This window comes from Nostoc flagelliforme FACHB-838 (assembly GCF_014698065.1).
GTDB classification, from domain to species: Bacteria; Cyanobacteriota; Cyanobacteriia; order Cyanobacteriales; family Nostocaceae; genus Nostoc; species Nostoc flagelliforme_B.
The window spans coordinates 1-25145 of record NZ_JACJSI010000089.1 but is presented as its reverse complement, the minus strand read 5'-3'; the positions used below and the strand labels follow the sequence as shown (position 1 = coordinate 25145).

General features: G+C 41.0%; 21 protein-coding genes, 1 tRNA gene and 2 pseudogenes. 6 read left to right on the top strand and 18 right to left on the bottom strand.

Annotated elements, in window-relative coordinates; all coding sequences use genetic code 11:
* A pseudogene (locus H6G97_RS28235) lies at positions 1-89 on the top strand (IS5/IS1182 family transposase); the annotation flags it as partial.
* A 238-nt stretch (positions 90-327) separates the two neighbouring features.
* Here H6G97_RS28235 and H6G97_RS28230 read toward each other — a convergent pair.
* The 6 genes from H6G97_RS28230 to H6G97_RS28210 all read right to left on the bottom strand — a co-directional run bounded on the left by H6G97_RS28230 (position 328) and on the right by H6G97_RS28210 (position 5644).
* Positions 328-1068, bottom strand: a complete 741-nt coding sequence (locus tag H6G97_RS28230) for a DUF3891 family protein (RefSeq protein WP_190943875.1) — start codon at positions 1066-1068, stop codon at positions 328-330.
* Positions 1069-1571: 503 nt separating this feature from the next.
* Positions 1572-2264 (bottom strand): manganese catalase family protein, encoded by a 693-nt coding sequence (locus H6G97_RS28225; protein WP_190943874.1) that lies wholly within the window; start codon positions 2262-2264, stop codon positions 1572-1574.
* 155 nt (positions 2265-2419) lie between these two features.
* On the bottom strand, positions 2420-2599 hold the full coding sequence (locus H6G97_RS56090; RefSeq protein ID WP_422394221.1) for a GlsB/YeaQ/YmgE family stress response membrane protein: 180 nt from the start codon (positions 2597-2599) through the stop codon (positions 2420-2422).
* Between the two features lie 43 nt (positions 2600-2642).
* On the bottom strand, positions 2643-2768 hold the full coding sequence (locus H6G97_RS56085; protein WP_422394220.1) for a hypothetical protein: 126 nt from the start codon (positions 2766-2768) through the stop codon (positions 2643-2645).
* Between the two features lie 651 nt (positions 2769-3419).
* Entirely contained in the window at positions 3420-4802 is a 1383-nt protein-coding gene (hemN, locus tag H6G97_RS28215; RefSeq protein ID WP_190943873.1) for an oxygen-independent coproporphyrinogen III oxidase, read from the bottom strand.
* A gap of 125 nt (positions 4803-4927) precedes the next feature.
* Positions 4928-5644 carry a biliverdin-producing heme oxygenase gene (locus H6G97_RS28210; protein ID WP_190943872.1) on the bottom strand — a complete coding sequence of 239 codons (717 nt, stop codon included), beginning with the start codon at positions 5642-5644 and terminating at the stop codon, positions 4928-4930.
* Positions 5645-5998: 354 nt separating this feature from the next.
* Between H6G97_RS28210 and H6G97_RS56080 the strand changes: the two are divergent.
* A pseudogene (locus tag H6G97_RS56080) lies at positions 5999-6136 on the top strand (magnesium-protoporphyrin IX monomethyl ester (oxidative) cyclase); the annotation flags it as partial.
* A gap of 358 nt (positions 6137-6494) precedes the next feature.
* Positions 6495-8735: a DUF1796 family putative cysteine peptidase gene (locus tag H6G97_RS28205; RefSeq protein ID WP_190943871.1), complete on the top strand. Its 2241-nt coding sequence runs from the start codon at positions 6495-6497 to the stop codon at positions 8733-8735.
* A gap of 288 nt (positions 8736-9023) precedes the next feature.
* On the opposite strand, the gene H6G97_RS28200 is transcribed toward H6G97_RS28205, so the two are convergent.
* The 6 genes from H6G97_RS28200 to H6G97_RS28175 form a co-directional block, all read right to left on the bottom strand.
* On the bottom strand, positions 9024-9752 hold the full coding sequence (locus H6G97_RS28200; RefSeq protein WP_190943870.1) for a PEP-CTERM sorting domain-containing protein: 729 nt from the start codon (positions 9750-9752) through the stop codon (positions 9024-9026).
* Positions 9753-10128: 376 nt separating this feature from the next.
* Complete coding sequence (locus tag H6G97_RS28195; protein ID WP_190943869.1) at positions 10129-11634, bottom strand: AMP-binding protein; 1506 nt, start codon at positions 11632-11634, stop codon at positions 10129-10131.
* Positions 11635-11866: 232 nt separating this feature from the next.
* Positions 11867-12847 carry a magnesium transporter CorA family protein gene (locus H6G97_RS28190; RefSeq protein WP_190943868.1) on the bottom strand — a complete coding sequence of 327 codons (981 nt, stop codon included), beginning with the start codon at positions 12845-12847 and terminating at the stop codon, positions 11867-11869.
* 256 nt (positions 12848-13103) lie between these two features.
* Positions 13104-15164: a tetratricopeptide repeat protein gene (locus H6G97_RS28185; RefSeq protein ID WP_190943867.1), complete on the bottom strand. Its 2061-nt coding sequence runs from the start codon at positions 15162-15164 to the stop codon at positions 13104-13106.
* A 272-nt stretch (positions 15165-15436) separates the two neighbouring features.
* Positions 15437-17257, bottom strand: a complete 1821-nt coding sequence (locus H6G97_RS28180; RefSeq protein WP_190943866.1) for an aspartate kinase — start codon at positions 17255-17257, stop codon at positions 15437-15439.
* A 121-nt stretch (positions 17258-17378) separates the two neighbouring features.
* Positions 17379-17948: a Uma2 family endonuclease gene (locus H6G97_RS28175; RefSeq protein ID WP_190943865.1), complete on the bottom strand. Its 570-nt coding sequence runs from the start codon at positions 17946-17948 to the stop codon at positions 17379-17381.
* 350 nt (positions 17949-18298) lie between these two features.
* On the opposite strand from H6G97_RS28175, the gene H6G97_RS28170 reads away from it, so the two are divergent.
* Positions 18299-18370, top strand: a tRNA-Gln gene (locus H6G97_RS28170).
* A gap of 75 nt (positions 18371-18445) precedes the next feature.
* Here the strand turns inward: H6G97_RS28170 and H6G97_RS28165 are convergent.
* Positions 18446-18925, bottom strand: a complete 480-nt coding sequence (locus H6G97_RS28165) for a hypothetical protein (RefSeq protein WP_190943864.1) — start codon at positions 18923-18925, stop codon at positions 18446-18448.
* Between the two features lie 191 nt (positions 18926-19116).
* Here H6G97_RS28165 and H6G97_RS28160 point away from each other — a divergent pair, with 191 nt between their 5' ends.
* Positions 19117-20424: a hypothetical protein gene (locus H6G97_RS28160; RefSeq protein WP_190943863.1), complete on the top strand. Its 1308-nt coding sequence runs from the start codon at positions 19117-19119 to the stop codon at positions 20422-20424.
* A gap of 72 nt (positions 20425-20496) precedes the next feature.
* Here H6G97_RS28160 and H6G97_RS28155 read toward each other — a convergent pair whose 3' ends face one another.
* From H6G97_RS28155 to H6G97_RS28140, 4 genes are all read right to left on the bottom strand, one after another.
* A complete protein-coding gene (locus H6G97_RS28155; RefSeq protein WP_190943862.1) occupies positions 20497-21642 on the bottom strand; it encodes a SpoIID/LytB domain-containing protein in 1146 nt (381 codons plus the stop codon).
* Between the two features lie 270 nt (positions 21643-21912).
* Complete coding sequence (locus tag H6G97_RS28150; RefSeq protein ID WP_190943861.1) at positions 21913-23088, bottom strand: homospermidine biosynthesis protein; 1176 nt, start codon at positions 23086-23088, stop codon at positions 21913-21915.
* 168 nt (positions 23089-23256) lie between these two features.
* Positions 23257-23805: an ImmA/IrrE family metallo-endopeptidase gene (locus tag H6G97_RS28145; protein WP_190943860.1), complete on the bottom strand. Its 549-nt coding sequence runs from the start codon at positions 23803-23805 to the stop codon at positions 23257-23259.
* Between the two features lie 4 nt (positions 23806-23809).
* Entirely contained in the window at positions 23810-24175 is a 366-nt protein-coding gene (locus H6G97_RS28140) for a helix-turn-helix domain-containing protein (protein WP_190943859.1), read from the bottom strand.
* A 144-nt stretch (positions 24176-24319) separates the two neighbouring features.
* Between H6G97_RS28140 and H6G97_RS28135 the strand changes: the two genes are divergently transcribed.
* Positions 24320-24859, top strand: a complete 540-nt coding sequence (locus H6G97_RS28135; protein ID WP_190943858.1) for a hypothetical protein — start codon at positions 24320-24322, stop codon at positions 24857-24859.
* On the opposite strand, the gene H6G97_RS28130 is transcribed toward H6G97_RS28135, so the two are convergent.
* On the bottom strand, positions 24856-25145 hold a 290-nt coding region (locus tag H6G97_RS28130; RefSeq protein ID WP_190943137.1), incomplete at its 5' end, for a transposase. The two genes, H6G97_RS28135 and H6G97_RS28130, sit on opposite strands and share 4 nt — an antisense overlap.

Sequence of the window (25145 nt, the reverse complement as noted above, 5' to 3'; positions counted from 1 at the left end):
GCAAAGACTATGAACGGCTTCCTGAGATGAGCGAAGCTGCCATCTATGCTGTGATGACACGTATTATGTTACGTCGTCTTGCTGCCTAAAGATTTTCTTTATAAATGGTTTCTTATAATATGTCATTGCGAATGCAACGAAGTGGAATGAAGCAATCCCAAACCTCTACGATTGCCGCGCTACGCTCGCAATGACATAAGTATTAGGTCGAACATGATATTATTACCCAAACCTTAATTTGATGATTATTTCGTCTCCAACTTTGAGCCAGAGAGTTAGTTCTCTGGCTCTTTTTTATCAATGTCTTGAGATATCTCTTGCCAGTCCCTAACTCTTAACGAATGTCCACTCAAGTACCTTGATAGGGGCTTCTTGTAGTGCTTGAGTTAGTTCGCTGTTGCTTTCAAATTTTACTTGGGATAAGTCGCAGGCTTCGACGTTGACCGTAAATTTATCGTCCTGGAATGGCCAGGGTTTGACAAGAACTAAATTATCACTGCGCTGCATGATGTCATAGCGCTGACCTTCAGGGCCCTTGCTAATTTCTAAAAATCGCTCATCAGCAGGTAGTTCTTGCTGACATAAGATCAGAGAAAGGCGATCGCACCATTGCATAAATGCATAAGCAGAATCAACTTCTTCCTTTTCGATGCCCAGTTCCTTACGCCAACGTTGCTGGTTTTTAAGTTGCTCATCTAAAAGTTTGTCTAGCTTGGCACTCTGACCCCGGCTTGGCTCATTCAAACGGCTGATATGCATAGAAATTAACAAAGCTACCCATCGTCCACGGTAAAGGGCATTCTTTGCCAGTTCAGCCAATTTATCAGCACCGGCATCTAGATCGGCATTTGAGTTGAGGGTGAAGTCGTTTGGCGCACCTCCTTCACTGAGAATATCTTCTTCCCACTCTTTTTCTAGGTCATCGTGATGAGAAATTGCAGCTATGGTTTCATATAACCTTACTGGAGCATCTTTACGTCGCCATTGTCCCGCTAGTTGAGCTGCTAATAAAGCATGGGCACGATGATAAATGACTTCCCAACCATTTTGCGTAGGGTTGACAATCACAAGGTAATCTCCTGATTCTAAGTTTTGCTTTTTATTTGAATGAATTTCTGAAGTCACAAATCTTGATCTAGATATTAAACCTATTGCAAAAATACTTGAATTGTCAGAAACTCAAGCTGTAAGTAAAGTTACCTTGAAACTGACTTAAAATACTGCAATTATTCGGTTTAAACCTAATTTAGCCATTAGCCCAAGAATAAATTCTCGATCAGGTTTTCGGTTTCTGCAACAGGTCTATTGAAGAGCGATCGCTCTGACTTTCTCAGTAGTGCTGAATATTTATTTAAAAATAGTATCCAAATATTTAGTTTAAAATCTAGATTTATTAGTTAAAAAGTTCGCTAAGATTAACCTTTTTGAGCGCAACATTACGACTAGATAGCCCAAAAGTTTTCAAAGAAGGTGGGCAAACAGCCCACCGGATTACTGGGAGTTTTTCAGAATATACCAACCAAAAACATCCTTAGCTCCAATTACCTATCCTCTAACTAGAAACTATGGAATTAAGAGTGACTTTCTAGAGGATTAGCAATATATTTGAATGTTGGTTCAGAATTCCAAGGGCCACGCTCATCTTGACCATTTCCGTTTGTAGATAGGTTGTAGTAGAGAGCAACAGTTTCATCTGGTTTAATATTACCAAAGAATGGATCTGTCAACTTACCCAACGAATCTAGAGCTTTCATAAACATCTGGGTATGAGAAATTTCTCGTGTTAACAAATGGACTAAAGTCTCTTGGGTTCCTTTGTCAGTTGCCAACTTAATCAATTCTTCGTAAGTCTGACGAGCGCCAGCTTCAGCTGCAACGTTAGCTCTCAAATCACGCACTACATCTCCACCCTCATTCAAGTAACTTGCAGTCCAAGCATTACCTTGACTATCTAGAAAATGAGGCCCGATACCTCTGACTGCAAAGAGAGTACTCTTATAAGCCTCTGTTTGATCGGTATTCTTAGTATGAGCTTCAATGAGTTTACCAACCATTTCTAAATGGCTAAATTCCTCAATTGCAATGTCTTGGAGCATATCTTTAATGCCAGAATTCTCGACATGGAATGATTGAACCCAATATTGAAGTGCTGCACTAAGTTCTCCAGTAGCTCCGCCAAACTGCTCTAGAAGCAACTGAGCAAAACGAGGGTTTGGTTCAGTAACGTTAACGGCATGAATAGGCTCTTTTTTGTGAAAAAACATAGATTTACACTTCCAAAAACTTTGAATTTACAGGAGAATTGACTAGTTACCTAGTATTTTCTAAATAAAGCTAATTGGATGTTTGATAGCTTTGAAAACTAGAAAACTAATAAATTACAGTAATTATCGTCGAGTTGAGAATTGCCAATCAACGATTAGCCATTGCTGCTTCTTCTTAATCCCCATAGATAAATAGCAACAATTGTGCCTAGCACAGCCACTAAAATACCAGGAAGAATAAAACCAGTGCCAGCCGCAGTAATTTGTAGAGTTCTTGTTTGTAGAAAGGTAAACAAAGTTTGACCGACGAAAGCACCAATGATACCCAAAATCATTGTAGAGATAATTCCGCCGCCTTGATTACCAGGATAGATAGCTTTAGCGTAGGCGTAGCCTGCCGTTAGGCATCACACCTGCTGAAACTCCTAAAATTACCCAAGCAAGAATACTCATAACTGCCTCAACAATCTCACTTGTATCTAAGTTATCAACTTTGATTAACAATTCTTTCTATCAGATGGGATAAATGCTAAATCCAAAAGTTAGATAAAAGAGGTTGTATCAATATTTGAATGAAAATTGGCAGTTTTAGCATTAAAATTATCAACGAAACTTTCGCTAGTTCAATGAGCAATTATTTCATACATAGTTTAGTCTAGAAATAGACAGTAATAAACTAATCGAGATATGTTATTTTATATCTATCTTCAGATAGAAAAAATTATCTAACTTTTTGAAGATGCGCTGAAGCTGTAGCACACTTATTAGAATCATTTTAAAATAATTATTTGCGCCTACTTTGTTTAACGCTCTTTTATAACTCTCACGAGATAAAAATAAAAAATCTTTGTTGTGATTAAGTTTTATAAATTTAGGGAGTTGTTGGGTTTTGTTCCTCAACCCAACCTACAAATATTTTATTTTTTCAGAGTAATAAAAAAGCGTTAATTAATGAGTTTATGATAATTACTAAATATAGCGTTTCTCATTCAAGTGCGGTACAATATTATATTGCAAGGTGTTAGGGGTATGGCACTGCCAATACGTGTAAAATTGGCTCGAACTGATTTAAAATCTTTTTTCCAGGCAGCTAGAGGCTGGAAATGTCCATTATTGGGCTGCTGCCACATCTTAACTTGTGGCAGCAGCCCAATATCAAATGGCACGGGAGAATTTTGTCTCTCGCATTCTTGTGTGAGTATCAAATATTACGGCAATATTTCTAACTAGCAATCTACCGATGTCTGTAATCTGGATCTGATTTTTTGATAAACTGACTAAACCATCGGCTTCTAGTAGTTTTAACGCCTCTAGTTCCTCAGAGAAATATTCATCATAACTGATCTGATATTTGTTTTCAATATCTTGCTTATGAAGCTGAAAGTGAGACATGATACCCATGATAACATCTCGTCTGATGATATCATTTTGAGTAAGTTTAATACCTTTACTAAGAGGTAAAGTGTCTGCTGCAAGTGCCTGATAATAATCCTTTAATTCCTTGTGGTTTTGAGCATAAGCATCTTCTAGCATACTAATGGATGTGGCACCAAAACCAAATAATTCTGTCTCAGCGTGGGTAGTGTAGCCTTGAAAATTGCGTTTAAGAGTGCCATTGCCTTGAGCGATCGCTAATTCGTCATTAGTTTTAGCAAAATGATCCATCCCAATAAATAGATATTGGTTATTCGTTAATTCTTCAATGGTCATTTTCAAAATCTCTAACTTTTCCTCTGCTGGGGGTAGCGCCTCTTGAGAAATATTTTTTTGTGTAGGTTTAATCCACGGTACATAAGCAAAGTTAAAGACAACAATTCGGTCAGGGTCTAACTCAACAGTCTTTTTCAAAGTCTCCCGAAATGTCTCGCGGGTTTGATAGGGTAAACCATAAATAAGGTCTACGTTCACACTTTCAAACTTAGCTTCTTTAACCCAACTCATGACATCAAATAGCATTTCTTCTGGCTGGACACGATTTATAGCTACTTGAACTTGGGTATTAAAATCCTGAATGCCAAAACTAATACGGTTAAATCCAATCTGTCTCAGAAAGAAAATGTAGTTTTTATCGATATAGCGGGGATTAATCTCAATTGAAATTTCTGCTTGTGAATCGATGTTGAAATAGCGATTAATGTTTTTCCATAATAATTCTACTTGGTCACGATCCAAATAATTAGGAGTACCACCCCCCCAGTGGATTTGCAGCACTTTTCTATCTGGATCGATTAAAGCTGCGGTGTTTTTGATGTCTTGAACCAAAGACTCTACGTAAGGTTTGGCAATATTCTTGTTGTTGGAAATTACCGTATTACAGCCGCAGAAGTAGCAAGCACTTTGGCAAAAGGGAATGTGGAAATATAAACTCATAGGAGTTTTGCGTTGATTCGATGCTGCGATCGCGGCCTTAAAATCAGTTTCGGTGAATGTTTCGCTTAACTCTGTAGCAGGCGGGTAACTGGTGTATCTAGGTGCGCGAGTGTCGTACTTTTGAACCAGATCCAGATCAAATTTAACACCAGGTAATAGAAAAACCATTGAGTTGCTTTCCAATGAATGAGGAGAGTGAGGAGTAGGGGAGGCAGGGGGAGCAGGGGAAGAACAACTATTGATTGATTCTTGAGCCATGCCCAATCACAAATGACAAATGACAAATGACTAACTTAATTAGCCGGAGCTATTTCAGTGCTACCTGAATTCTGAGAACGAGTGAGGCTATTAAACAAAACTTGACCGAGTGCTTTAATTAAACTTCCTTCTAACTCTTGAGCCATCTTTAAATTAAACTCAAAGGCATTATTGGCTTCTGCAACAATCCGTTCTGCTGTTATATCATCAATGGGTAATGCATTTAATGCCTGACGATACTTATCCTTAAATGCCTTTTTGTCAGGTATTTGCTCAAAATTGTAAAAGGATGTGCCATCATAGCCAGAAAGCTTCAGCGCTGACTGAGCAACTTTTTGTAGCATTTGACCCCCAGAAAGATCGCCCATGTAGCGAGTGTAGGCATGACCTAACAGTAAGGCTGGTTCACTAGCAGAAATTTCTCTAATGCGGTCAATGTAGCTCTGGGTAACAGGTGAAGGTGTAATTTGCTCTCTCCAATTATCCCCATAATAGAACACCATGTCTTTTTCGAGCGAGGATTGGCGATTAAGTTCCAGAAAGTAAATCGTACTAATTACAGGATGCTCTACATGGCTCTTTAATGCCGCTTCTAGTTCGCTGTAGACATAATACAAATTGCTTAAAAACTTGGCGAAGCAGTTTCTATCTATAACTCCTTGCAAAAAACATTTCATGAATGCCACATTTTCTGCTGATGTGTGGGCTTGTTGAGTTCCAGAGCGCAGTTTGATGGCTAGATTGCTACTCATTGTTGCTTCCTTCATGTTCAATCGCAAGGTTTCACAGCAGTCACCGACTCAGGATGCCTGCCAAGTCCAGCTAAAAAATTGTTATTCTAGGTTTAGAGAAGATTTGCATTACTCTATCCAGCAAGTACAACTGCCGATGCAAATCCCAAATATTCTGATTTGTCCTAAGATTATTTAACTATTAATTCATATATAACTATAAAGATATTAATATTTATTTATGTTTTTCTGATGCTTATGTTCTGCCATATCCCAGTTCAGTAGTAACAAAAATGGTTGTGAAATAAGCATTTCAAGGGAATCAAAGAAGAATTCAGGAGTCAAAATCAAGATGCAGACTCGCTGACGCTGCGCTATCCGCTGTTGCGTAAGTTTGAGAGTTGGTGTCAGGTTAAAGCGTTGCTGCGATCGCAACCTGAACTATGGAACAATTGGAGAGCTAGATTATGGGTGCATTTCTTTTTATTGAGGAGCATCTATTGCAGATTTACCTATTGAACCTCGCATGACTATGAAGTAACGTGATTTCTGTTTCAACGTACTTATATATTTCAGTGTTATTGAAAGAATAATTTAACTTAATCTTATCCTTTATTTGATCTGTTCTTAGTTGTAATAAGACTTTTAATGCAATATATTTTACCCAATCAGTATTAAATATTCTATAAAAATCCGATTTAATTTTTGAAAAGCTTGACTACCGTAGCTTTGGGTGATGTAAATCAGAGCTTCAGTATACTTAACAAGATTAATACCTAATTCTTGAGAATTCTATGTGATATTCTCAAGCTGGGTTTAAGGATTCAGCCTGACCGTTTGGTATGGTACTCACTAAATCAGGATAAACTCTATGTATCGATTCCAAGTCAGTGCATACACACAAACAGGCGAATCCATAGGTTTAATCGGTTCTACTCCAGAGTTAGGATTGTGGGACATTACCAAATGTATCTACTTACGTACAAGTGGCGATCGCTATCCTTTATGGTGGACAGATGAAATTGACATTCAGCAGTCTTTATCGGGCGATGGACAGATTGAATATAAATACATACATCTTGATGCAAAGGGTAATGCCCGATGGGAAAGCTTACTAGATACAAATCGCTGGATTCCGATTGATTCTAACGATCATTCCAGCACAATTATTGTCGATGATGGCGCATTCAGTTATTTGCAACCTTACCCCTTTGGATACCTTGAGAAACCTGCTGTAAGGATGCCTGTGGAGGAAGGGGCTGAAAGGCTCAAAATTGTAGTAATTGGCAGTTCTGTTGCAGTAGGTCATAAAGCCTGGTTTTTGAAAGGTTGGGTTTGGCTGTTGGCACAAGCTTTACAGCAAAAATATGGGCATAAACTCATAAATGTGTCGGAAGTGGGGGCGAATGTCAGCAGAACGATCGCTCGATTTGGCTCAGTTGTCACCCCAGAACAACCGGATGTTGTGATAATTGCCCTGTCTCTGGGCAACGAAGGGTTAGCTTACTGTCCCCCTCACGAACGACGAGCAGTACAGCGACGGTTTGAAAGTGGCTTGCAGCAGCTTGTGAAAATGACGCGGGACATCGGGGCAATTCCAATTCTGGGCGGTGTTTATCCCAATGGCGATTATTCCCAAGAGCATTACTGGCTGATCCGAAACACACACAACCGAATGCTAAGTTGGGGCATACCTGTACTGGATTGGTTGGCAGCCGTAGATGATGGGCAAGGACGATGGAAAGCAGGGATATCGTTTGATCCGGCTCACCCGAACACGGTCGGTCATAGCCTCATGTATCAGCAGATCGACCAGCAACTATTCGATATCGACAAAGACAAATTAGCAAAAGAAAAACAAGGCTTTCAGCAACCGAACGAATTCCCTATCTACTTTGATAATGCGGGTTTCCATGTCTCTGTCTGTATGGAAGAGAAGCGTTTACGGATTGTTAATACATCACAATACAGTTACACGATCACTCCCTATTGGCAGGAACTACAAACTGCACTGCAAACTAAGGCTGGATTGATACCGGGTATCTACATTGCGAAGGATACTCAACCAGGGATGCTCCCCTTCTTTGCTGTAGAGGATGGTGCGATCGCAACTACAATAAACATTCCTCCTAGTGCCAATCTAGAATATAGCGCTGCCTTCAATCTCTTTTCGCCAAACAACGTTTTATTCTATGACGGGCATCTGGGAATTTTGCAAGCGGACGAACGCCACCTCTGGGTAATCAACGAATCAGACAACGAGTACAATATCCAGCCGATGTGGACGGAAGTTTGCAACGCGCTTAAAGCTATGCCATCGGGTGTCTATGAAGATCCGCTTTATCCCGATGCCTCCTTTCGCACGATGATGATTGGCAAGGATGGGCTAGAAAGCCGGGTGAAAGCACCACCTAAGTCTGCGATGCTGTTCCAATACAAATGTAAATTATCAGATATCAGCCGTGTGGCCATTCTTCCCCTTGGCGATCGCTGTGCCGTCCGCATGATGCTATATAAGATGGAATATGATGGCCCCGCCTTTCCCTTTGATCTAACGCGCACGACTAATATTGCAGATGTTGCGGATGCGATCGAAAACGGTTTTTATGATATGTGGAACCCTGCCTTGCTGCACTACAGCCCCGACGCAGGCAGAATTTACCATAGTAAATGGTCGGGTCTGTCTTTTGCCCATGAAGTCGAGGAGACAGACGACCCGATAAATGATATGTCTCCCGTCCATGAACGGATGCGCGTTCGATACACGGCACGCTCTGAAAGGTTTTGGTACGCACTGCGGCGCTGCGACAAAGTGCTTTTCGTCCGCACAGGAATTAGCGATCGCCCTGGTGTGATAGATTTAGTCAACAAGCTACAAAAACAATGCCAGGGCAAACCATTTCATCTCTTGCTGCTTTCTCCCCAAAGCAATGATAAGTTTTTAGACCTTCCCAATGTGCTGCACTACAATGTCGAGTTTAATCCCGATCGCATGTATGACGACTTGGGACATTGGATGTACTGCACAGAGGTAATGCGAGGAATTTTAGAATCCCTCGGTGTGTCCAGCAAAAATCTCTTTTGGTGTCCCCCAAAAATACTGAAGGGGTAGGAAATTAGGTAGCAGCGATCGCTCTTAGCTTGACTCGTCTCACAGAGGTTTCAGCATTAGCGATCGCGTTCATAGAAAATAGATAAAGTCGAGATTAGAGGATGTTTGAAAAGCTTTAAGTTATACTAAAAAACCACTCCCCAAAATGGGGAGTGTCTTTGAATATTCCCTTGTAGGAAAGGGGAACTAGGAGGGTTAGGTTTAGGAGCTTTTATGTTAGCAATAATACTTTTCAAACATCATCTTAACGTTCCCACTGGGCGGGGTATCTTATTTCTTGGATCTTCTTTAAGTCAGACTAATTTCAGAAGTTCTAGAAATAAAATCTAGAGTACCAATACTTGTAGAAGCACTTAAAGTGTCAATACTTGTGGAAGTACTTAAAGGTGATTCACCAATAAAACCCTTGGCAGTGAGTGCAATGTCAGACTTTGAAGTAGCGCCAATGCTAAACGACGGTATAACTTGGATGTTGTCAACTATTAGTGCAGAATCAACAACACTATCACTAACATCCACAACGCCGAAACTTAAAGTGTAAGTTCCACTTTGAGCGATGCCGACGGTAATAGTTTGAAAGCCAGTTTCTTGATTAAAACCGACAGCAGACGTACTAGAAAATGGGGAATTTGTATCTGCTAATTCCAGAGCAAAGGGATTGACGCTGAAGAAAGCGAAATCATTAAAAAAGGAAGGTATACCCTCATTGGTGAGGAAGTTCCAATCAAAAGTCAAAACATCGCCGGCGTTTGCTGTGAAAGTTTGTTTAATTGCAGAACCTTCTGTGACATCTCCATTAGCGATATTATCTAACAGACCAGATGGTAGGTTGAGAAATTCTTCTATGTCTGCTTGCTCAACTGCACCCCCAGAAGCACTAGCACCAGTGGTAAGTAAGGCTTGGAAAGTCCCTTCGCTAGTACCAGTTCCTAAAGCTGCTGTCTCAATTCTGTTATCGCCAATAGTTCGCCAATTGCTAAAAGTACCAGTCTCAAAATTGCCGTTAATAACTGTCATTTACATTACTCCGTAAATTTACTTAATTATTGCATTAATACTAATGACTAATAGTAAAATATATTACAAATTAGTCTAGGGCAATCTATCTTTAGATAGTAAACAGCTAGCAAAAAAGCAATTTTTATTAGGTTAATAAAGTGTTAATAACTGCTTAATTGGGATTCATACTATTCAACGTACTCTCATAGGACTTACGCATACTCTACGAATTCTTCTCTACGAGACGCTACACGTTCACGTAGTGTCTCGTAGAGAAGGCGTCTTAGCGGTTCATAAATTAAGGTTTTTGGTGATTTTTGCGTAAGTTCTGTCTTAGGAGGTTTCGTTAATGATCGATGATTGCTTGGTTCAAAATTGCTAACTCCTACGATCGCTACACTCGAAATAACTCAACCACCGTCGGCTTAGTCACTTTCCCCATAGCGTTGCGTGGTAATTCTTCAACTATCAAAATTTGGGTTGGCACTTTATAAACCGCCAATCGCTCTTTTGCCCAACTCCTGAAAGCTTCTAATGTTAAAGGTTGTGACCCTTGCAATACTAACGCCGCACAAACCCGTTCACCCCACTCTGGATCGGCAACCCCAACCACTGCACATTCCTGAATATTTGGATGCGATCGCAATACTTCTTCAATTTCTAAAGCCGAAACTTTATAGCCTCCGGTTTTGATAATATCCACACTCATTCGGCCCAGAATGCGGTAGCTGTCGTTCTCAACTACGGCGGTATCTCCAGTACGGAACCAGCCATCTTGAAAAGCTTTGGCGGTTGCTTCGGGGTTTTGCCAATATTTTATAAACACTCCAGGCCCTTTAACTTGGATCTCTCCTGGTGTTCCTGCTGGAACTAACTCCCCGTTCTCATCTACTAATCTCACTTCAACTTCAGGTAGTGGCTTCCCTACATATCCAGCCAACCGTTCACCGTGTAAAGGGTTCGATAGCGCCATACCAATTTCAGTCATGCCATAGCGCTCTAGCAGAAAATGGCCGCTGATGGTTTGCCACTTTTCTAATACTTGAACTGGTAACGCTGCCGAGCCAGAAACCATCAGGCGCATCTTAGCACAGCCTTCTGACAGACTTTTTTGGCGTTCCTTAGAGGCATTTTCCCAAGCAGCAATTAGCTTTACATAAATTGTTGGTACTGCCATAAATAGGGTTAAGTTACCGTCACAAATTCGGTTCCAAACGGTTTCAGCATCAAACTTGCTCAAGAGATGACACTCTGCGCCAGCCCATAAAGCACAAGTTAGGACGTTAATAATCCCATGAATATGATGTAGGGGCAGTATATGTAAAATGCGATCATCCGATGTCCATTCCCAAGCGGTAGTTAAGCTAGTCACTTGCGCTTGAATATTTTGATGGGTTGTAACTACACCCTTTGGTTTACCTGTCGTACCGCTAGTGTAGAGAATTAAGGCGCGTCTAGTGATATCTACCTGTGGGAGCGGAGCAATATCAGATGGGAGCGTTTCTGAGGTGAGGATAAATCTCAAATTGTGTTCTTCGGCGAGCGATGCCTGCGGCGGTAAACTACGCAATATACCCTCAAAATTAGGATGAGCAATAATAATCGATGCTCCAGAATTAGTAATTACATACTCTAATTCTGGTCGTGGGTGAGAAATACACAGAGGTACAGCTATACCACCAGCACGCCAAATTCCCCATTGAGTGGCTACATACTCAAACCCAGGGGGAATCAAAAAGGCAACTCGCTGCTCCTGTAAATCTTCTGCATTATTAAGAAGACCTGTTGCTATTTGACTGGAAGTGTGTAACAAATCCCGATAAGTAAATGCTCCGTCTGTTGCAGCAATTGCTGTTTTTTCGTTATGTTCTTCAGCACGAATAATCAATGGGAGATTCACGTTTGTTTACCGATTTAGGGTTGGATTCAGTCTAGTTACTGAAAGTATATATAGTAATCCGATTTTATTTGCCTTCCACCGACAGGCTCATACCATTTCACAAAATGCCTGATACAGATACATGGGTTGGGACGTACAGCCGATTTATTTATTACAAATGTTTTTTTAAATGGTATCAAACCCCGACTTCATCAATAAGTCGGCGAGCTTTTTATTCGTAACTTGATAGATACTACAACCAACGTTGTTTTTTGGCATAAACAATACTACCAATCACAATTAATACCATCACGCAGATCACGACAGGATAAGCCCAAGGCTGTTCTAATTCCGGCATATATTTGAAGTTCATACCATAGAAACCAGATAGAAAAGTGATTGGTAAGAATACAGTTGAAAGGATAGTTAGGCGATTAATTCGTTCACCTGTTTTGCTAGCAATATTATCGCGTTGAATTTCCATTAATTCTGACATCCACATTCTCAAAGCTTGATATTCTTGCCATAGTTTATCAACATGATGAGTTAATTCTTGATTGAATAGTTCTTTCACTGGCTGGCTGATCCATTGGCAATCTTCATGATCCATAATAGCCATAAGTAATTTGATATTTTGAAAATTTCGCCGTCCAGAACGAGTAGATTGCCTCATCGTAGCAATTTTTTTATACGTTGATTCATCACCGGAATTATCTAGTACTTCATCTTCTAAATCATCAAGTTTTCTAGAAATATAGTCAAAAACAGTATGATAATTATTCAAAATATCTTTAAAAATAAGATAATAAAGATAGTCAATTCCCCATTTTTTAATATCCAAAGTTCGCTTTTGCAGATTGTTAGATAAAATACTTAAAACTTTTAGTTCCTTTATTTCAAAAGTGATGATAAAATTATTTCCAATCACAATATTGCCACGGGCAACCTCAAACTCATGATTTTTTATCTGAGGAGTTAGAATTTCATAGCTGTCAAATAAACAATCTTCTACATCTTCATCAATTCCTACAGGAGAATGATTGAAAATCATGTTAACGCGAGATGGATTAAGTTCAAAGTGCTTGATAATTTTGGCTGTTCCAGTCCGATCGCGGAAGTGAATACAGCGCAACCAAATATTGTGAGAACCATCAATTTTTTTCAGGAGTGTATCGACATCCCTACTGGTGAATATTTCCAGATTATCTGGATAAAAAGTGAGGAGAATTAGCATATAGCAATCCTAATTGAGTCGTAATAAAATACGGTGACTCACATTGAGTGATAATTTATTTGACTACAACTACACAGAAAATGTCAAAGCATACAATTTATGACGGTAAGTAGTAAGAAGTTTAGTGCTGACTACCAACCCTTAAAATTTTGAAAAAGTGCAAGTCGTAAAATTGTCAGTTAAAACACATTTAAATAGTCCAATTACTCTTTAAGAGTTTTGGCACTTGACAGTTAGCGTTATATTGAGTTTTTACTCAATTTTTTCCTATTTTCCCAGATTTAGGGCGAGTACTTGGCGCTGGTGCTGACTTATTTTGCAGAATTGCAATTTCTCTCTGTGCATCTTGATAACTATCTTTTTCCCCTTGCTGTCGGAATAGTTTGGCAGCTTTTTTGAAATCTGCGATCGCACCATGTTTATTTTTCTGCTTGGTGCGAATCACACCCCGGTTATAATAGGCTAAGGCATTGTTAGCATTAATTGCGATCGCTCGTGAATAATCCTGATTTGCAGCTTTTTTATTTCCTAATTCCAGATAGGCGTTACCACGGTTGTTGTAAGCTGCTACATTATTAGCATCTAGTTTCAGCGCAGCAGTGTAATCTTCAATAGCACCTTTATAATCTCCAAAAGAAAAGCGGTGAATACCTCTGTGAATATAAGCTGCAATAAATTTAGGATCAATCTGTAAAATAGTGTTGTAATCTTCAGTAGCTTCTACTTTATTTCCCAGATCGCTGTAAATATCACCACGATTAAGATAGGCTTCTATGTATTTAGGATTGATGTTAACTGCATCTGTGTAATCTTTAAGCGCTGCATATTTTTGCTTATTAATAGATTGAGTTAAACCCCTTTGATAATAAGCTTTAGCATCAGTAGGATTATTCTTAATTATTTTATCAAAATCTTGGATTGCTTCAAGTCTTTGTCTAAGGCGACGGCGAAGAATCCCTCGCTGTAAGTAGGCTTCGTTATACTGAGGTTTGAGAGCGATCGCTTTGCTAAAATCTTCAATTGCGCCTTTATTATCCTTCGATTTAGCACGAGCTAATCCTCGTCCATAGTAAGCATAAGCATCTTTAGAATTTAACTTAATTGCTTGGGTATAATCTGCGATCGCTTCTTTGTATTTGTTTAATTCCGAAAAAGCAAATCCTCGGTCAAAATAGGCATTAGCATCTTGAGGATTGAGCAAAATAGCTTGACTAGAATCTGCTTGCGCTTGCTCGTAGTCTCCTAATCGATAATAAGCATCACCTCGCCTATTATAAGCCAAAGCGTTTTGCGGATCTAATTCAATAGCCTGATTGAAATCTTCAATTGCTCCTTCATAGTTTCCTGCATCATATTTATTTACTCCCTTTTGGTATAATGTACTTTGATCATCACTTACAGGTTTTGACAATCTCAATTGCCATACTCCAATACCAAGTGTGATACAGGCAGTTATTCCTGCCACAACTAGTAATAATTTTTTCTGATGCTGTTTTTGTTGATATTGTTCAACATTTATGTTTTTCAGATCGTCTAAAACTTCAGTTGCATACTGGTAGCGCTTCCGATAGTCAAAACGCACCATTCGATTAATAATTTTGGCTAATTTTCTATTAACTTTGAGATTTTTGTTCTGCCAAATTATTTCACCTGTCAGCTTATTTTTCTGATTTCGTAAGTGAGATATTTCTTTTGCTGATAAACCTAGAAGTGCTGCGATCGCAACAATCCCTAAAGCATATATATCGCTATTATATTTGAGGTTGCCGTTAATTTGTTCTATCGGCATATTATACTCCATATTGCCAACAGTATTACTCATGGCTTCATTAACAGTTTCAAAATTAACCAAAACTAACTTTTTATCTGACTCACGACGAATAATATTTGCTGGTTTAATATTCCGATGAATTACGCCATAGCTATGTACAACGACCAGAATTTCTAATATATCTGACAAAAGACTAATTACTTCGTCTTCTCTCAGAGATTGTTCCTGGTTAATTTCGTCAGTTAAAGGATTACCGGGAATGAACTCTTGAACTATATAAAATTCTTCATTTTCTTCAAAATAAGCGATTAGCTTTTGAATCCGCTCGTGTTCCTGTCCTAGCTTTTCTAAAGTTGTAATTTTACTGGCAAACAAGCGACGGAGGATTGTTAAAGCTTGGGGATTGCTACTAGAAGAATGTAACTGCTTTATGATAAATTGGCTGCTAGGAAGATTAGCATCTTCAACTAGATAGGTTTTGCCATTTTCCTCATCATTGAGAACTTTTAGTATTCGATAATGTCCATCTAGTAAATGACTATTCATCAATATAAATGTAGTCTTATAAATTGTTTGATTATAGCTTACGTGTTATTACTAGCGATTTAAAAATATAAATATTTATTTATTAAGCTGTAGGGGCAATTCATCAATTTTCCTTACATGAACTAAGCACAGCCTCACATAAAATTAGTATAAGCGCCTCCAGCCCTATTCTAAGGGCTAGAGCCGCTTACTACAAACCTTTAATTACCCATGCCCACTTACCAGAACAGTAAATACACCACACTGTTAATTACAAATTATTCAGTCAGTTTTTACGCCGGCACGACAAATTTTTCGCTACCAGCCAGTTCAAAGGCTGCATGAATGGCTTGCAAAGCTTTAACACCTTGTTCTTGTGCCACGACACAGCTAATTTTGATTTCTGAAGTGGCAATCATTTGAATGTTGATTTGTTGTTGGGCTAAAGCTTCAAACATTTTAGCCGCAACACCTGGGTGTCCTACCATCCCTGCGCCGACAATACTCACCTTAGCGATCGCACTATCTAAAACAACTTCACCCCATCCTAATTCTGCCGCTACTTGAGTGAGCATTTCTTTTGCATTTTCCCCATCCATCCGCGAGACTGTAAAAGCAATATCTCGCCTGGGAACACCATCAATCACCCGACAGCGCTGAGATTGGATAATCATATCAACGCTAATATTATGCTGTGCTAATAATCCAAATAACTTCGCCGCCATCCCCGGACGATCTGGTAATTGGCGAATGGCAAGACGTGCTTGGTTCAAATCGAGAGCTACACCACGAACGGGGGGTGGGGAGTGAGGAGTTAGGAGTTCTCCCCTGCTCCCTGCTCCCTGCTCCCCTGCCTCGATCTCAAAGGCGGTGCGGAGTGCGCTAACAGCGCGATCGCATTCGGCGGCATCGACTACGCAACTAACTTTAACTTCGCTGGTGGAAATCATTTGGATATTCACACCTGCTTCTGCTAGCGTGGCGAACATCTTCGCAGCCACGCCGGGACGGCCAATCATTCCCGCACCTGCAATACTGACTTTGGCAATGTTATGTTCTAGCATTACCTCGGCTTCGTCTGATTTCGGGTTAGATTGACTCCTCAGTGATGGGGCGATCGCTGCTGCTACTGCTTCTGCCCGTTTTAATATTGGTGTTGTAACAGTAAAGGCAATGTCATTACTGTTACCTTCATGAATTGACTGAATAATCAAATCTACGTCTACTTTTTGCCGCGAAATTTCGCCAAATAACCTTGCTGCTACGCCTGGTTTATCGGGTACGCGCAACAAAGCCACCTTTGCTTGGTTAGTGTCAAATTCTACAGCATCTACTGGACGGGCAATTTCTAGATTGATCAGCGATCGCCCTTGGGGTTTGGCTGATGTCACCCAAGTACCTGGGGCATCTGTCCAGCTAGACCTAACCACTAGGGGAACACCATAGTTACGGGCAATTTCCACAGCACGGGGATGCAACACTTTTGCGCCCAAGCTAGCTAATTCCAACATTTCATTGCAGGTGATGGCATCCATCAACTGAGCTTCAGGAACCAAGCGGGGGTCTGTAGTTAAAATCCCCGGAACATCTGTATAAATTTCGCAAAAATTCGCTCTTAATGCGGCTGCGATCGCCACTGCTGACGTATCGGAACCACCACGACCCAAAGTCGTAATTTCCATCTCTCCGGCGCTGGAGATACCTTGGAACCCGGCTACAACAACTACTTTACCTTCATTTATGTGGCGATTTAGGCGAGTAGTTTCAATATCCACAATCCGAGCGCGGCTGTATTCCGCTTCGGTAACAATTCCTACCTGAGCGCCAGTCATGGAAATTGCTGGTTGTCCGAGTTCCTGCAAAGCCATGCTGAGTAAGGCAATGGTTACTTGTTCGCCAGTGGAAAGCAGCATATCCATTTCCCGGCGGTTAGGATTTGGAGAAATTTCATTAGCTAGTTTGACGAGTCCATCGGTGGTTTTGCCCATTGCCGAAACCACTACAACAATAGAGTTTCCAGCTTTAACCGTTTTATAAACACGCTGTGCAACAGCTTGAATACGTTCGACTGAACCGACAGATGTACCACCGTATTTCTGAACTATGAGCGCCATAACTTTTTTTTAATCAATTGTGCCTGCTTCGATCAACGCTTGTGCCGGGTTAAGAAGCGTTGAAGGCTTATCAGTTATATAGTTTACTAAATATCGTGCAGAATGCCCCATTATAATTAGATTATTCAAAAACTACATCTTCGTAGAGTGCTGCCATTGTTTCCTCAAAATCTACGCTGTTGAGTCGAAATGATTTATGTTCTGATGTGTAGGATTGCAAAACCCACATTCCTTGCTCATGGCGTCGGAAACACTCAACTCGCTGACGTTTTGTATTAATTAAAACATACTCTTGCAGACTTCTCAGTGTTTGATAATCGGCGAATTTGTCGCCCCGGTCAAACGCTTCAGTAGAATTGGATAAAACTTCGACAATTAAACAAGGAAATCTTTTATAAGCTGGCGTTTCTTGATCTCGTTGGTCGCCAGTAACCATCACGTCGGGATAATAAAAGCGATTTAGAGATTCAATTCGGGCTTTCATATCAGCAATGTAAACACGACAACCAGAGCCACGCACATGATTACGGAGGAGGGCAAACAGGTTTCCAGCAATGGTGACGTGTGGATCAAGCGCTCCAGCCATTGCGTAGATGTAGCCGTCTATATATTCATGCTTGACAGAGTTTTGTTCCTCGATTTGGAGGTACTCTTCAGAGGTAAGGTAGTTTTCTTGGGGCGACGCTATCATGGTTGAAACTTCAAGGCTTGAGTGGTACTGATTTCTAGGGTAGCGTTTGCTGTTGGTACGAAATAAATTATCCCAAATTATTTGTAGATTTGTAGGAACACAAGGCCTTGCGCCCCTAAGATGGTGCAAAGGAATTGCGATCGCAGAATTTTACGCTTTAACCCTGTAACGTAAGTTCGACAAGACAGCCAACAGAGATTCAAGGATTTACCAAAAGTAATAAAAGAGTCTAAGTACAACGACTGCGACCACTCAATACCTGGTTATAAAAATCTCTTATCTGAAATCAACTATTAAAGTACTTGACATTAACCTAGGAGTAAGTGCTATATTAAATAGTGTGAAGTCATTGGGGCGTCGCCAAGTGGTAAGGCAGCGGGTTTTGGTCTCGCCATCCCTGGGTTCGAATCCTAGCGCCCCAGTAACAATAAAGGGCAGGTATAACAACCTGCCCTTTATTGTATGTAGTTGTATTTTTAAGATGTGTTTTAAAAATGCTACTTGTCAGGCGATTTAAGAGCTTGATCCAGAGTCTGCCGAGCCTGTTCTGCTTTAGCTCGTGCTTCCTGGTAACGCACATTAGCTTGGGCAAAATTTTTGAGAACTTTAAAACCTTCCTTGAGTCGAGTAATTTCCTCTTCTGTCACCGACTCGTCGGTAAACAGAATATCAACAGCTTTGCGAATTTCCAACGCTTCAGCTCGTGACTCCTGAACTTTCAGCTTGAGCGTGGCCAGATTACTCAGAACCTGGACAGCTTGTGTAATGGTATCCTCACCACTAGCAGTATCAATAGTTGACTCTTTAACCTCAATCAATTGTTGAGGGCCAAATCCTTCTTCCAGTTCCGTGGGTAGCTTACCAGCATCCATCAGTTCCATCAGTTGATCCATTGCTTTATCACGGGCTTTGGCTGAATCTTTTCCAGAAACAGTAAGGATAATTTCTGGGCTTTGAGCGAGAGTGTATTGAACCATATTTGAGCAGAAAGTTTGCTGGTTAACCAAGCTGAGGGAAACAATTATAACACGTTGCGTCTCAGGTCGAAATTCATGTGATTTATATATTCTTTAATGACTTCATGCTTTATTCCTACCTCAACCAAGTCCCTCAAAATAAAACTTTATACTTAAGAAAAGGGAATAAGTTTTAACAGGAGGGGAGAGCAATGGCTCCCAGTCCCACCATCATGCAAGCTGTGGAACAACTGGGCTACCGTGTCACCGTTGGTGATGTGGCAACTCAAGCAGGATTGAACGTCGCTGAAGCTAATCAAAGCTTATTAGCCCTGGCATCTGATGCTGGCGGACATTTGCAGGTAGCGGATTCAGGTGATATAGTTTTCCTTTTTCCACAAAACTTTCGAGCAATTTTGCGTAATAAATACTTCCGGCTACGATTGCAGGAATGGTGGAAAAAAATTTGGAGTGTTCTGTTTTACCTGATTCGCATTTCTTTTGGAATTTTCTTAACTGTTTCCATCGTCCTGATAACTATTGCCATCTACATTATCATTACCTCTATCAATTCAGATCGTAATGGCGACAATCGGGGCAGTAATTACGGCGGTGGGGGGTTCTTCTATTTTCCAAATTTATTTTGGTATTTTAGCCCAAATTATGACACTCACTACCAAGAACGACGGCGTGAAAGGCGAGAAGAAAGCGATCTAAATTTCTTTGAAGCTGTCTTTTCGTTTTTGTTTGGCGATGGTAATCCTAACGCCAACTTAGAAGAACGTCGCTGGCAAGAAATTGCTACGGTGATTCGCAGTAACCGTGGTGCAGTGGTAGCAGAACAAATTGCCCCATATTTGGATGACATTGGCGAGGGCTATACAAGAGAGTACGAAGATTATATGCTGCCCGTTCTAACGCGATTTAATGGGCAACCGGGTGTAAGTCCAGAAGGGCAAATTGTTTATTACTTCCCAGAGTTGCAGGTGAGTGCAGTTAAAAAGCGCCGTCATGCAATATCAGATCACTTAGAAGAATTTCCCTGGCGTTTTAGTGCCGCAAGTTCCGGGCAAATTATGCTGAGTGCTGGATTGGGTGTACTAAATTTTGTTGGTGCTTTAGTACTTGGAAGCTTGTTAGCAAATGGAACTGTTGTCGCCCGATTGGGTGAACTGGGAGCTTTTGTAGGTTTTGTGCAAGGAATTTATTGGCTGCTATTAGCTTACGGAGCAGGTTTTTTAGGTCTACCATTATTGCGTTATTTCTGGATTCAGTGGCGTAATGGCAAAATTGCCGATCGCAACCGCGATCGCATTTCCAGAGCAAGGATATTGGCAAACCCTGATGCACCTTTGCAACAAAAAATTGACTATGCCCAACAATTTGCCGCAGAAAAAGTTATTGGCAACGAAGATTTAGTGTATTCTAGCGAAACTGACTTACTCGACCAAGAAGTTGAGCGTTCCGCAAAAATTGACGCTGAATGGCAAAAACGTTTGGAACGCGGGAGTGGAGAATAAGAAACAGGGGAGATAAGGGCACAAGGAGAATAATTAATGCCCAATCCCCTATGCCCCATGCCCAATCCCCAATTACTTCGCCTGAATTGGTGTTAAGGCTACACCTTGATAATAATGTCCTAAAATTTGCAGGTGGTTCACTCCTTGGCGAGCCAGATTGTACGCCCCCCACTGACTCATGCCTAATCCGTGACCGAAACCAAGTCCTTGCAGCACAAAACTTCCATCGGCCCCCTTGGTGACGCTAAATCGAGTGCTTTTTAACTTGAGGGCTGTTCGCACTTGTTCACGTTGTAAAACCTTTGTGCCCTTGTTACCAACAATTCTTAAGACTTTAACACTGCGAAAAGGTGAGTATGTCTCTGGAACCATTGCCGTCACGCTGCCCACTTCAGGGAATTTAGCACTAATCTCACTGTGGGAGAAAGTTTTTACCCAATTACACTGGCTAATATTTTGATCGTAGTCTTGAACAGCCCGCAGATAAGGGAGGGCATTTCCCCAAACATCTTCCACGTTTTCGGTGTGTCCCCCAGAACAAGCGTGAAAAACTGAGAGAATAATCCGGTTTTTGTAAGTTAGTACCTGTCCTGCTGTTTCATCAACTGCTTTGTAAGTAGCAGGAGATTCACTTATGACACCTTTGTAAATTTGCCAACGATCAGGGGTATTGCCTAAATCGTAAACGGGATTATTCCGTTGTTTTTCTCGTTCGTAGAGGGCGTAGGTGCGGGCTGCGATCGCTTGAGCTTTTAAAGCTTCTTGGGGCCAGCTAGCATTCATTTCGCCACCAAGAACACTGTAGAGATATTCTTGGTCATCAACCCAGTTTACAGCCGTTAAGCCTTTTTCTGTGGGGACAACCAAAGTTCTGCCCCGATACCAGCGATCGCCAATATAAACGAATCCTTTACCAGTTGGCTCAATCCAAAATAAACCAGACTGCCACTTATCTAAAGCAACTCCGCCAGGAACTGCTTGGGCATAATATGCGCTCATGGCTGGTAGCTGTCCGAGAGTCCGGCCAGTACTATCCTTGACGATCCCAGTGGTGGAACTGCCCACTTTTACCTGATTAACGCCCCTTTCAATTGCCACGCGCAGGATTACAGACGCTTGGGCTGGGGCAACCAAAGCTATCCATAAAAAGATACCTACCCACCAATGACGTACTTTAATCTGGGAAAATAAAGAGCCTAAGTAAAGTTGGAATTTCATGCTGATCATCTAATCACACAGTATTTAATTAACGCTCTGGATTATGGCGTCTACTACTTTAAGATGAGACACTTCTCCAACACAGGAGGTTGCCACCTCCTACTAATTATGCATTTTGCTTCAGTTATAAGGTAGAAATCAAGTCAACTAGATAGGGAGCAGGCTTTCAAGGGAGGTTTTTTTAAGCAGAAGAGAAGTTGAAACCTTGTCACATCAGTATTCTTGTCGATGATTACCTTTTTATTGCCCTTGAAAGCTATCCCCTATCCCCTAATGAGTATTCGGAATCAGCCGACCACAGGGATAAGTTGCTGTTTGCTGTGAAGCACTTTCAGCCACTGCTGCTGGAATCTGATCTGATGGTTGGGATTTGGCTGCTAGATAGTCTTTTTGCAGTTTCTCTAAAATGGCTTCTCGCCTGTCGTAAATGCGCTTCAGGGGACGAGGCTGGCATTTGTTAAGAACATACGCTGTCACCAATGGTAGAGCGATCGTGCTATCGGTATAACAAACGATTGTGTTAGGTAACTCATCCGGGTCAATTTTACCCCAACTGACGGCTTCCGATGGGGTTGCTCCAGACAAACCACCTGTATCTGGACGCGCATCGGTAAACTGCACAAAGTAATCGTGTCCTCGTTCTTCTAACCCTAAAACTTCGTGAAGTTGCGGTTGAGTTTGTAGCAAAAAGTTTTTAGGACTACCACCACCGAGAATTACAGCCGCACTTTTACCTTCTGATTCACGGGCATTATAGGCGATCGCTGCTGTCTCATTTACGTCAATTGATGGATCTATTACCAACTGCGAACCTTCCAGTGCTAAAGCTGCCACGTTCATCCCAATTGAACTATCTCCTGGAGAAGACGTATAAATCGGTACGCCATATTCATAAGCTGTAGCTAACAAGCAGGAATGCTGCACACCCAATTGCTTTTCTACTTCTCGGACATATTTACCTAGTAAATGGTGAAACTCAGCCGTTCCCATCCGCTTCTGAAACGCTTCTCCTTGGAGAATCTTGCGGATGAACGCATCAGTTTCTAGCAGCACATCATAACCAAAGATAATGTCATAAATGCGAATAGTACCTTCTTGGCGCAGTTTCACATCATCCAAAAATGGATTACCAGCAAAGAGTTCAAAACCCAAACCGTAGTGCATATCGTGGTAAAGATTTGCACCAGTGCTAATCATCCAGTCAATAAAGCCGTTGCGAATTAAGGGTGCAAGCGCTGAAACCCCAAATCCTGCTGGCGTCATCGCACCGGAAAGGCTAACTCCCACCGTGACACCTTCCGTTAACACATCACGACTCAATAGCTGGCAGATTTCCCGCAACCGCGCTGAGTTGTAAGCGGTAAAGTATTGATCAATCAAATCCACCACATTGATATCATTCGATATAGGTGTAGGTGCGATTTTTTGACCCAGCTGTTTAGACATTTTGGCACTCCCGAACAGTAAACACGCCCGAATCTAATGTTATCTAGCTTTCAACCAAAGTGACAGCAATACTTTTTTATCACTAGCTTGAAAAAGTAAGTGGCGAGTAAGAGAAGAAACCTTTTTCCTCCCTTTTGGGATTTTCCTACGATTAGCTGTCTTGAGAGCTTATGAGCATTTGACAGGCACATCAGTTACATTGCTGCGAAACTTCACCATCGCTTCACTAGCGCCAAAATGTGCTGCAATCTGAGATAACAGCATCTTTTGTTGTGTCGCCCATAATAAACCACGTTTGGGAATTTGAAGGCATCCTCCTAGATAAGTTGCTTCATCTTCGTTGTTTTGTTTGCGTTTTGGTAGTCCAGTTACCGAATCAAAGCCAACAGGCTTATGATTGAACAACACATGAGCTATTTCATGCATCAGATTTGATTCATGCCGTGCAGGTGCATGACGCGGGTTGTATACAATCCATAGTGGGTTATGGCATATAATCCCTGCTGACCACCCATCGCTAGCAAGTAATACTGCTACTTGCTCTGGCTCTAAATTCGGAACCTGATCGGGTGTAAAAAGTCTTGCTCCTAACTTGGTTGCTAGAATATCTGCGGGTAAAGGTTCAAACGATCGCACTCGAAGTAAGCTTCGTTGTTCAGTTGCGATCGCTTCACAGCGTTGCCTAAATTCCGGCGATAGACTTTGAATTAATGACATATCTTTAGGGATCTTGCTTCAATTCGCCATCATTTTGAGAGAGATCACGATACGCTGCTTTAACTAAAGATGCCAAAGCATTAGCGATCGCTGGATCAAGATTTTTGTCAGCGCGTAGTTGAATAGCGATCGCTTCAGGCGTATCCAGTTGATCCTCCTCTGAGGTTCTAAACAACTCCGCAGGTGGCACTTCTAGCCAGTTACAAAGTGCCACAAAAGTTTCCATATCCGGCATTTTGCCACTCTCTACTCGTGACAGAGTGGATGGACTAACATTACCAATCTCTGCCGATGTTTCCCGTAGTCCTCTGCTGCCGCGTTTTTTGCGAACTAGGCTTGCTAACCGTTCTATATCTAGATAACTTCCCATTCCTTTGCTCCTGTCTCACAAAAGAATAAATTGTCTCTTAGTTGACACAAAATAAATAATATTGTACGGTTTATGAAACAAATGTATCACGCTTGAAAAAGATCGTGTTGTTAAAAAAATCCTCTATATGAAGGATTACCTTCAATGGGAAGTAATGAATTTGATAATCTCATCCTTGGTTTAGCAGAGTTTGTCCGTCGAGATGGCAGATATCCATATCCTGAACTGCTCCGTCATGCTCTTAATAAATTAGCTCTAGAGCTAACTGCTGTAACATACCCACGGACTCTAACTGGTCTTTTAGCATTACTTGAAAAACCTGTAAAAACTTGGTATCCAGGGCGCTTACTGCCAAAAGAGTTTGACTCTGATTTTGGTCTGCTTTATGAATGGGGGTTGAGTGAAGAAGCAAGCCGATATTTATACGAGGAACTACTTGAAAAAACCAAGTTGTCAGAGTTTGCCACCACTTTAACCAAACAAATTGCCATAGAGAATGTCCAGTTTCAGAAAATTTTGGAACGATTGCAAGAACTTTACAACAACGATAGCGATCCTGAGCGCGTTCAGCAGGAGTATGTTTTGCTGCGTCTATTTTTGATTGAAAATCCATATACAACTCCGACACAGCTTCGCAAAATATTTTCCAAAACTCGACATATTGATAAGCTGTTCCACATTTAGTTTGCAATAGCAGCATTACCTTTATTTTTAATTTTTCTTCCCCATCTAATTATTAACTCTCCCTGATTTAACAACCTATTTAATAAGTTTTTCAGTTCCTCTACTGATTTAAATAGGCGATGAGATATGTATTCTTTCGCCGAATGCCATACAAGTTCGGCTAAATTCAAATCTGGGCTATACTCAGGCAGAAAATATAGTTGAATATTTGGTAAGTTTTTTTCAATCTCTGCCAATATAGTTTTCTTTTTATGGTAACTAGCGTTATCTAGAATTATCAAGATTT

Bases quoted from the DNA above. Each gene is read 5' to 3' on its own strand.
- H6G97_RS28150 (WP_190943861.1), bottom strand. From the start codon at position 23,088: ATGTCTAAACAGCTGGGTCAAAAAATCGCACCTACACCTATATCGAAT.
- H6G97_RS28180 (WP_190943866.1), bottom strand. From the start codon at position 17,257: ATGGCGCTCATAGTTCAGAAATACGGTGGTACATCTGTCGGTTCAGTC.
- H6G97_RS28185 (WP_190943867.1), bottom strand. From the start codon at position 15,164: ATGAATAGTCATTTACTAGATGGACATTATCGAATACTAAAAGTTCTC.
- H6G97_RS28145 (WP_190943860.1), bottom strand. From the start codon at position 23,805: ATGTCATTAATTCAAAGTCTATCGCCGGAATTTAGGCAACGCTGTGAA.
- H6G97_RS28190 (WP_190943868.1), bottom strand. From the start codon at position 12,847: ATGCTAATTCTCCTCACTTTTTATCCAGATAATCTGGAAATATTCACC.
- H6G97_RS28160 (WP_190943863.1), top strand. From the start codon at position 19,117: ATGGCTCCCAGTCCCACCATCATGCAAGCTGTGGAACAACTGGGCTAC.
- H6G97_RS28140 (WP_190943859.1), bottom strand. From the start codon at position 24,175: ATGGGAAGTTATCTAGATATAGAACGGTTAGCAAGCCTAGTTCGCAAA.
- H6G97_RS28205 (WP_190943871.1), top strand. From the start codon at position 6,495: ATGTATCGATTCCAAGTCAGTGCATACACACAAACAGGCGAATCCATA.
- H6G97_RS28175 (WP_190943865.1), bottom strand. From the start codon at position 17,948: ATGATAGCGTCGCCCCAAGAAAACTACCTTACCTCTGAAGAGTACCTC.
- H6G97_RS28200 (WP_190943870.1), bottom strand. From the start codon at position 9,752: ATGACAGTTATTAACGGCAATTTTGAGACTGGTACTTTTAGCAATTGG.
- H6G97_RS28210 (WP_190943872.1), bottom strand. From the start codon at position 5,644: ATGAGTAGCAATCTAGCCATCAAACTGCGCTCTGGAACTCAACAAGCC.
- H6G97_RS28135 (WP_190943858.1), top strand. From the start codon at position 24,320: ATGGGAAGTAATGAATTTGATAATCTCATCCTTGGTTTAGCAGAGTTT.
- H6G97_RS28155 (WP_190943862.1), bottom strand. From the start codon at position 21,642: ATGAAATTCCAACTTTACTTAGGCTCTTTATTTTCCCAGATTAAAGTA.
- hemN (WP_190943873.1), bottom strand. From the start codon at position 4,802: ATGGTTTTTCTATTACCTGGTGTTAAATTTGATCTGGATCTGGTTCAA.
- H6G97_RS28225 (WP_190943874.1), bottom strand. From the start codon at position 2,264: ATGTTTTTTCACAAAAAAGAGCCTATTCATGCCGTTAACGTTACTGAA.
- H6G97_RS28165 (WP_190943864.1), bottom strand. From the start codon at position 18,925: ATGGTTCAATACACTCTCGCTCAAAGCCCAGAAATTATCCTTACTGTT.
- H6G97_RS56090 (WP_422394221.1), bottom strand. From the start codon at position 2,599: ATGATTTTGGGTATCATTGGTGCTTTCGTCGGTCAAACTTTGTTTACC.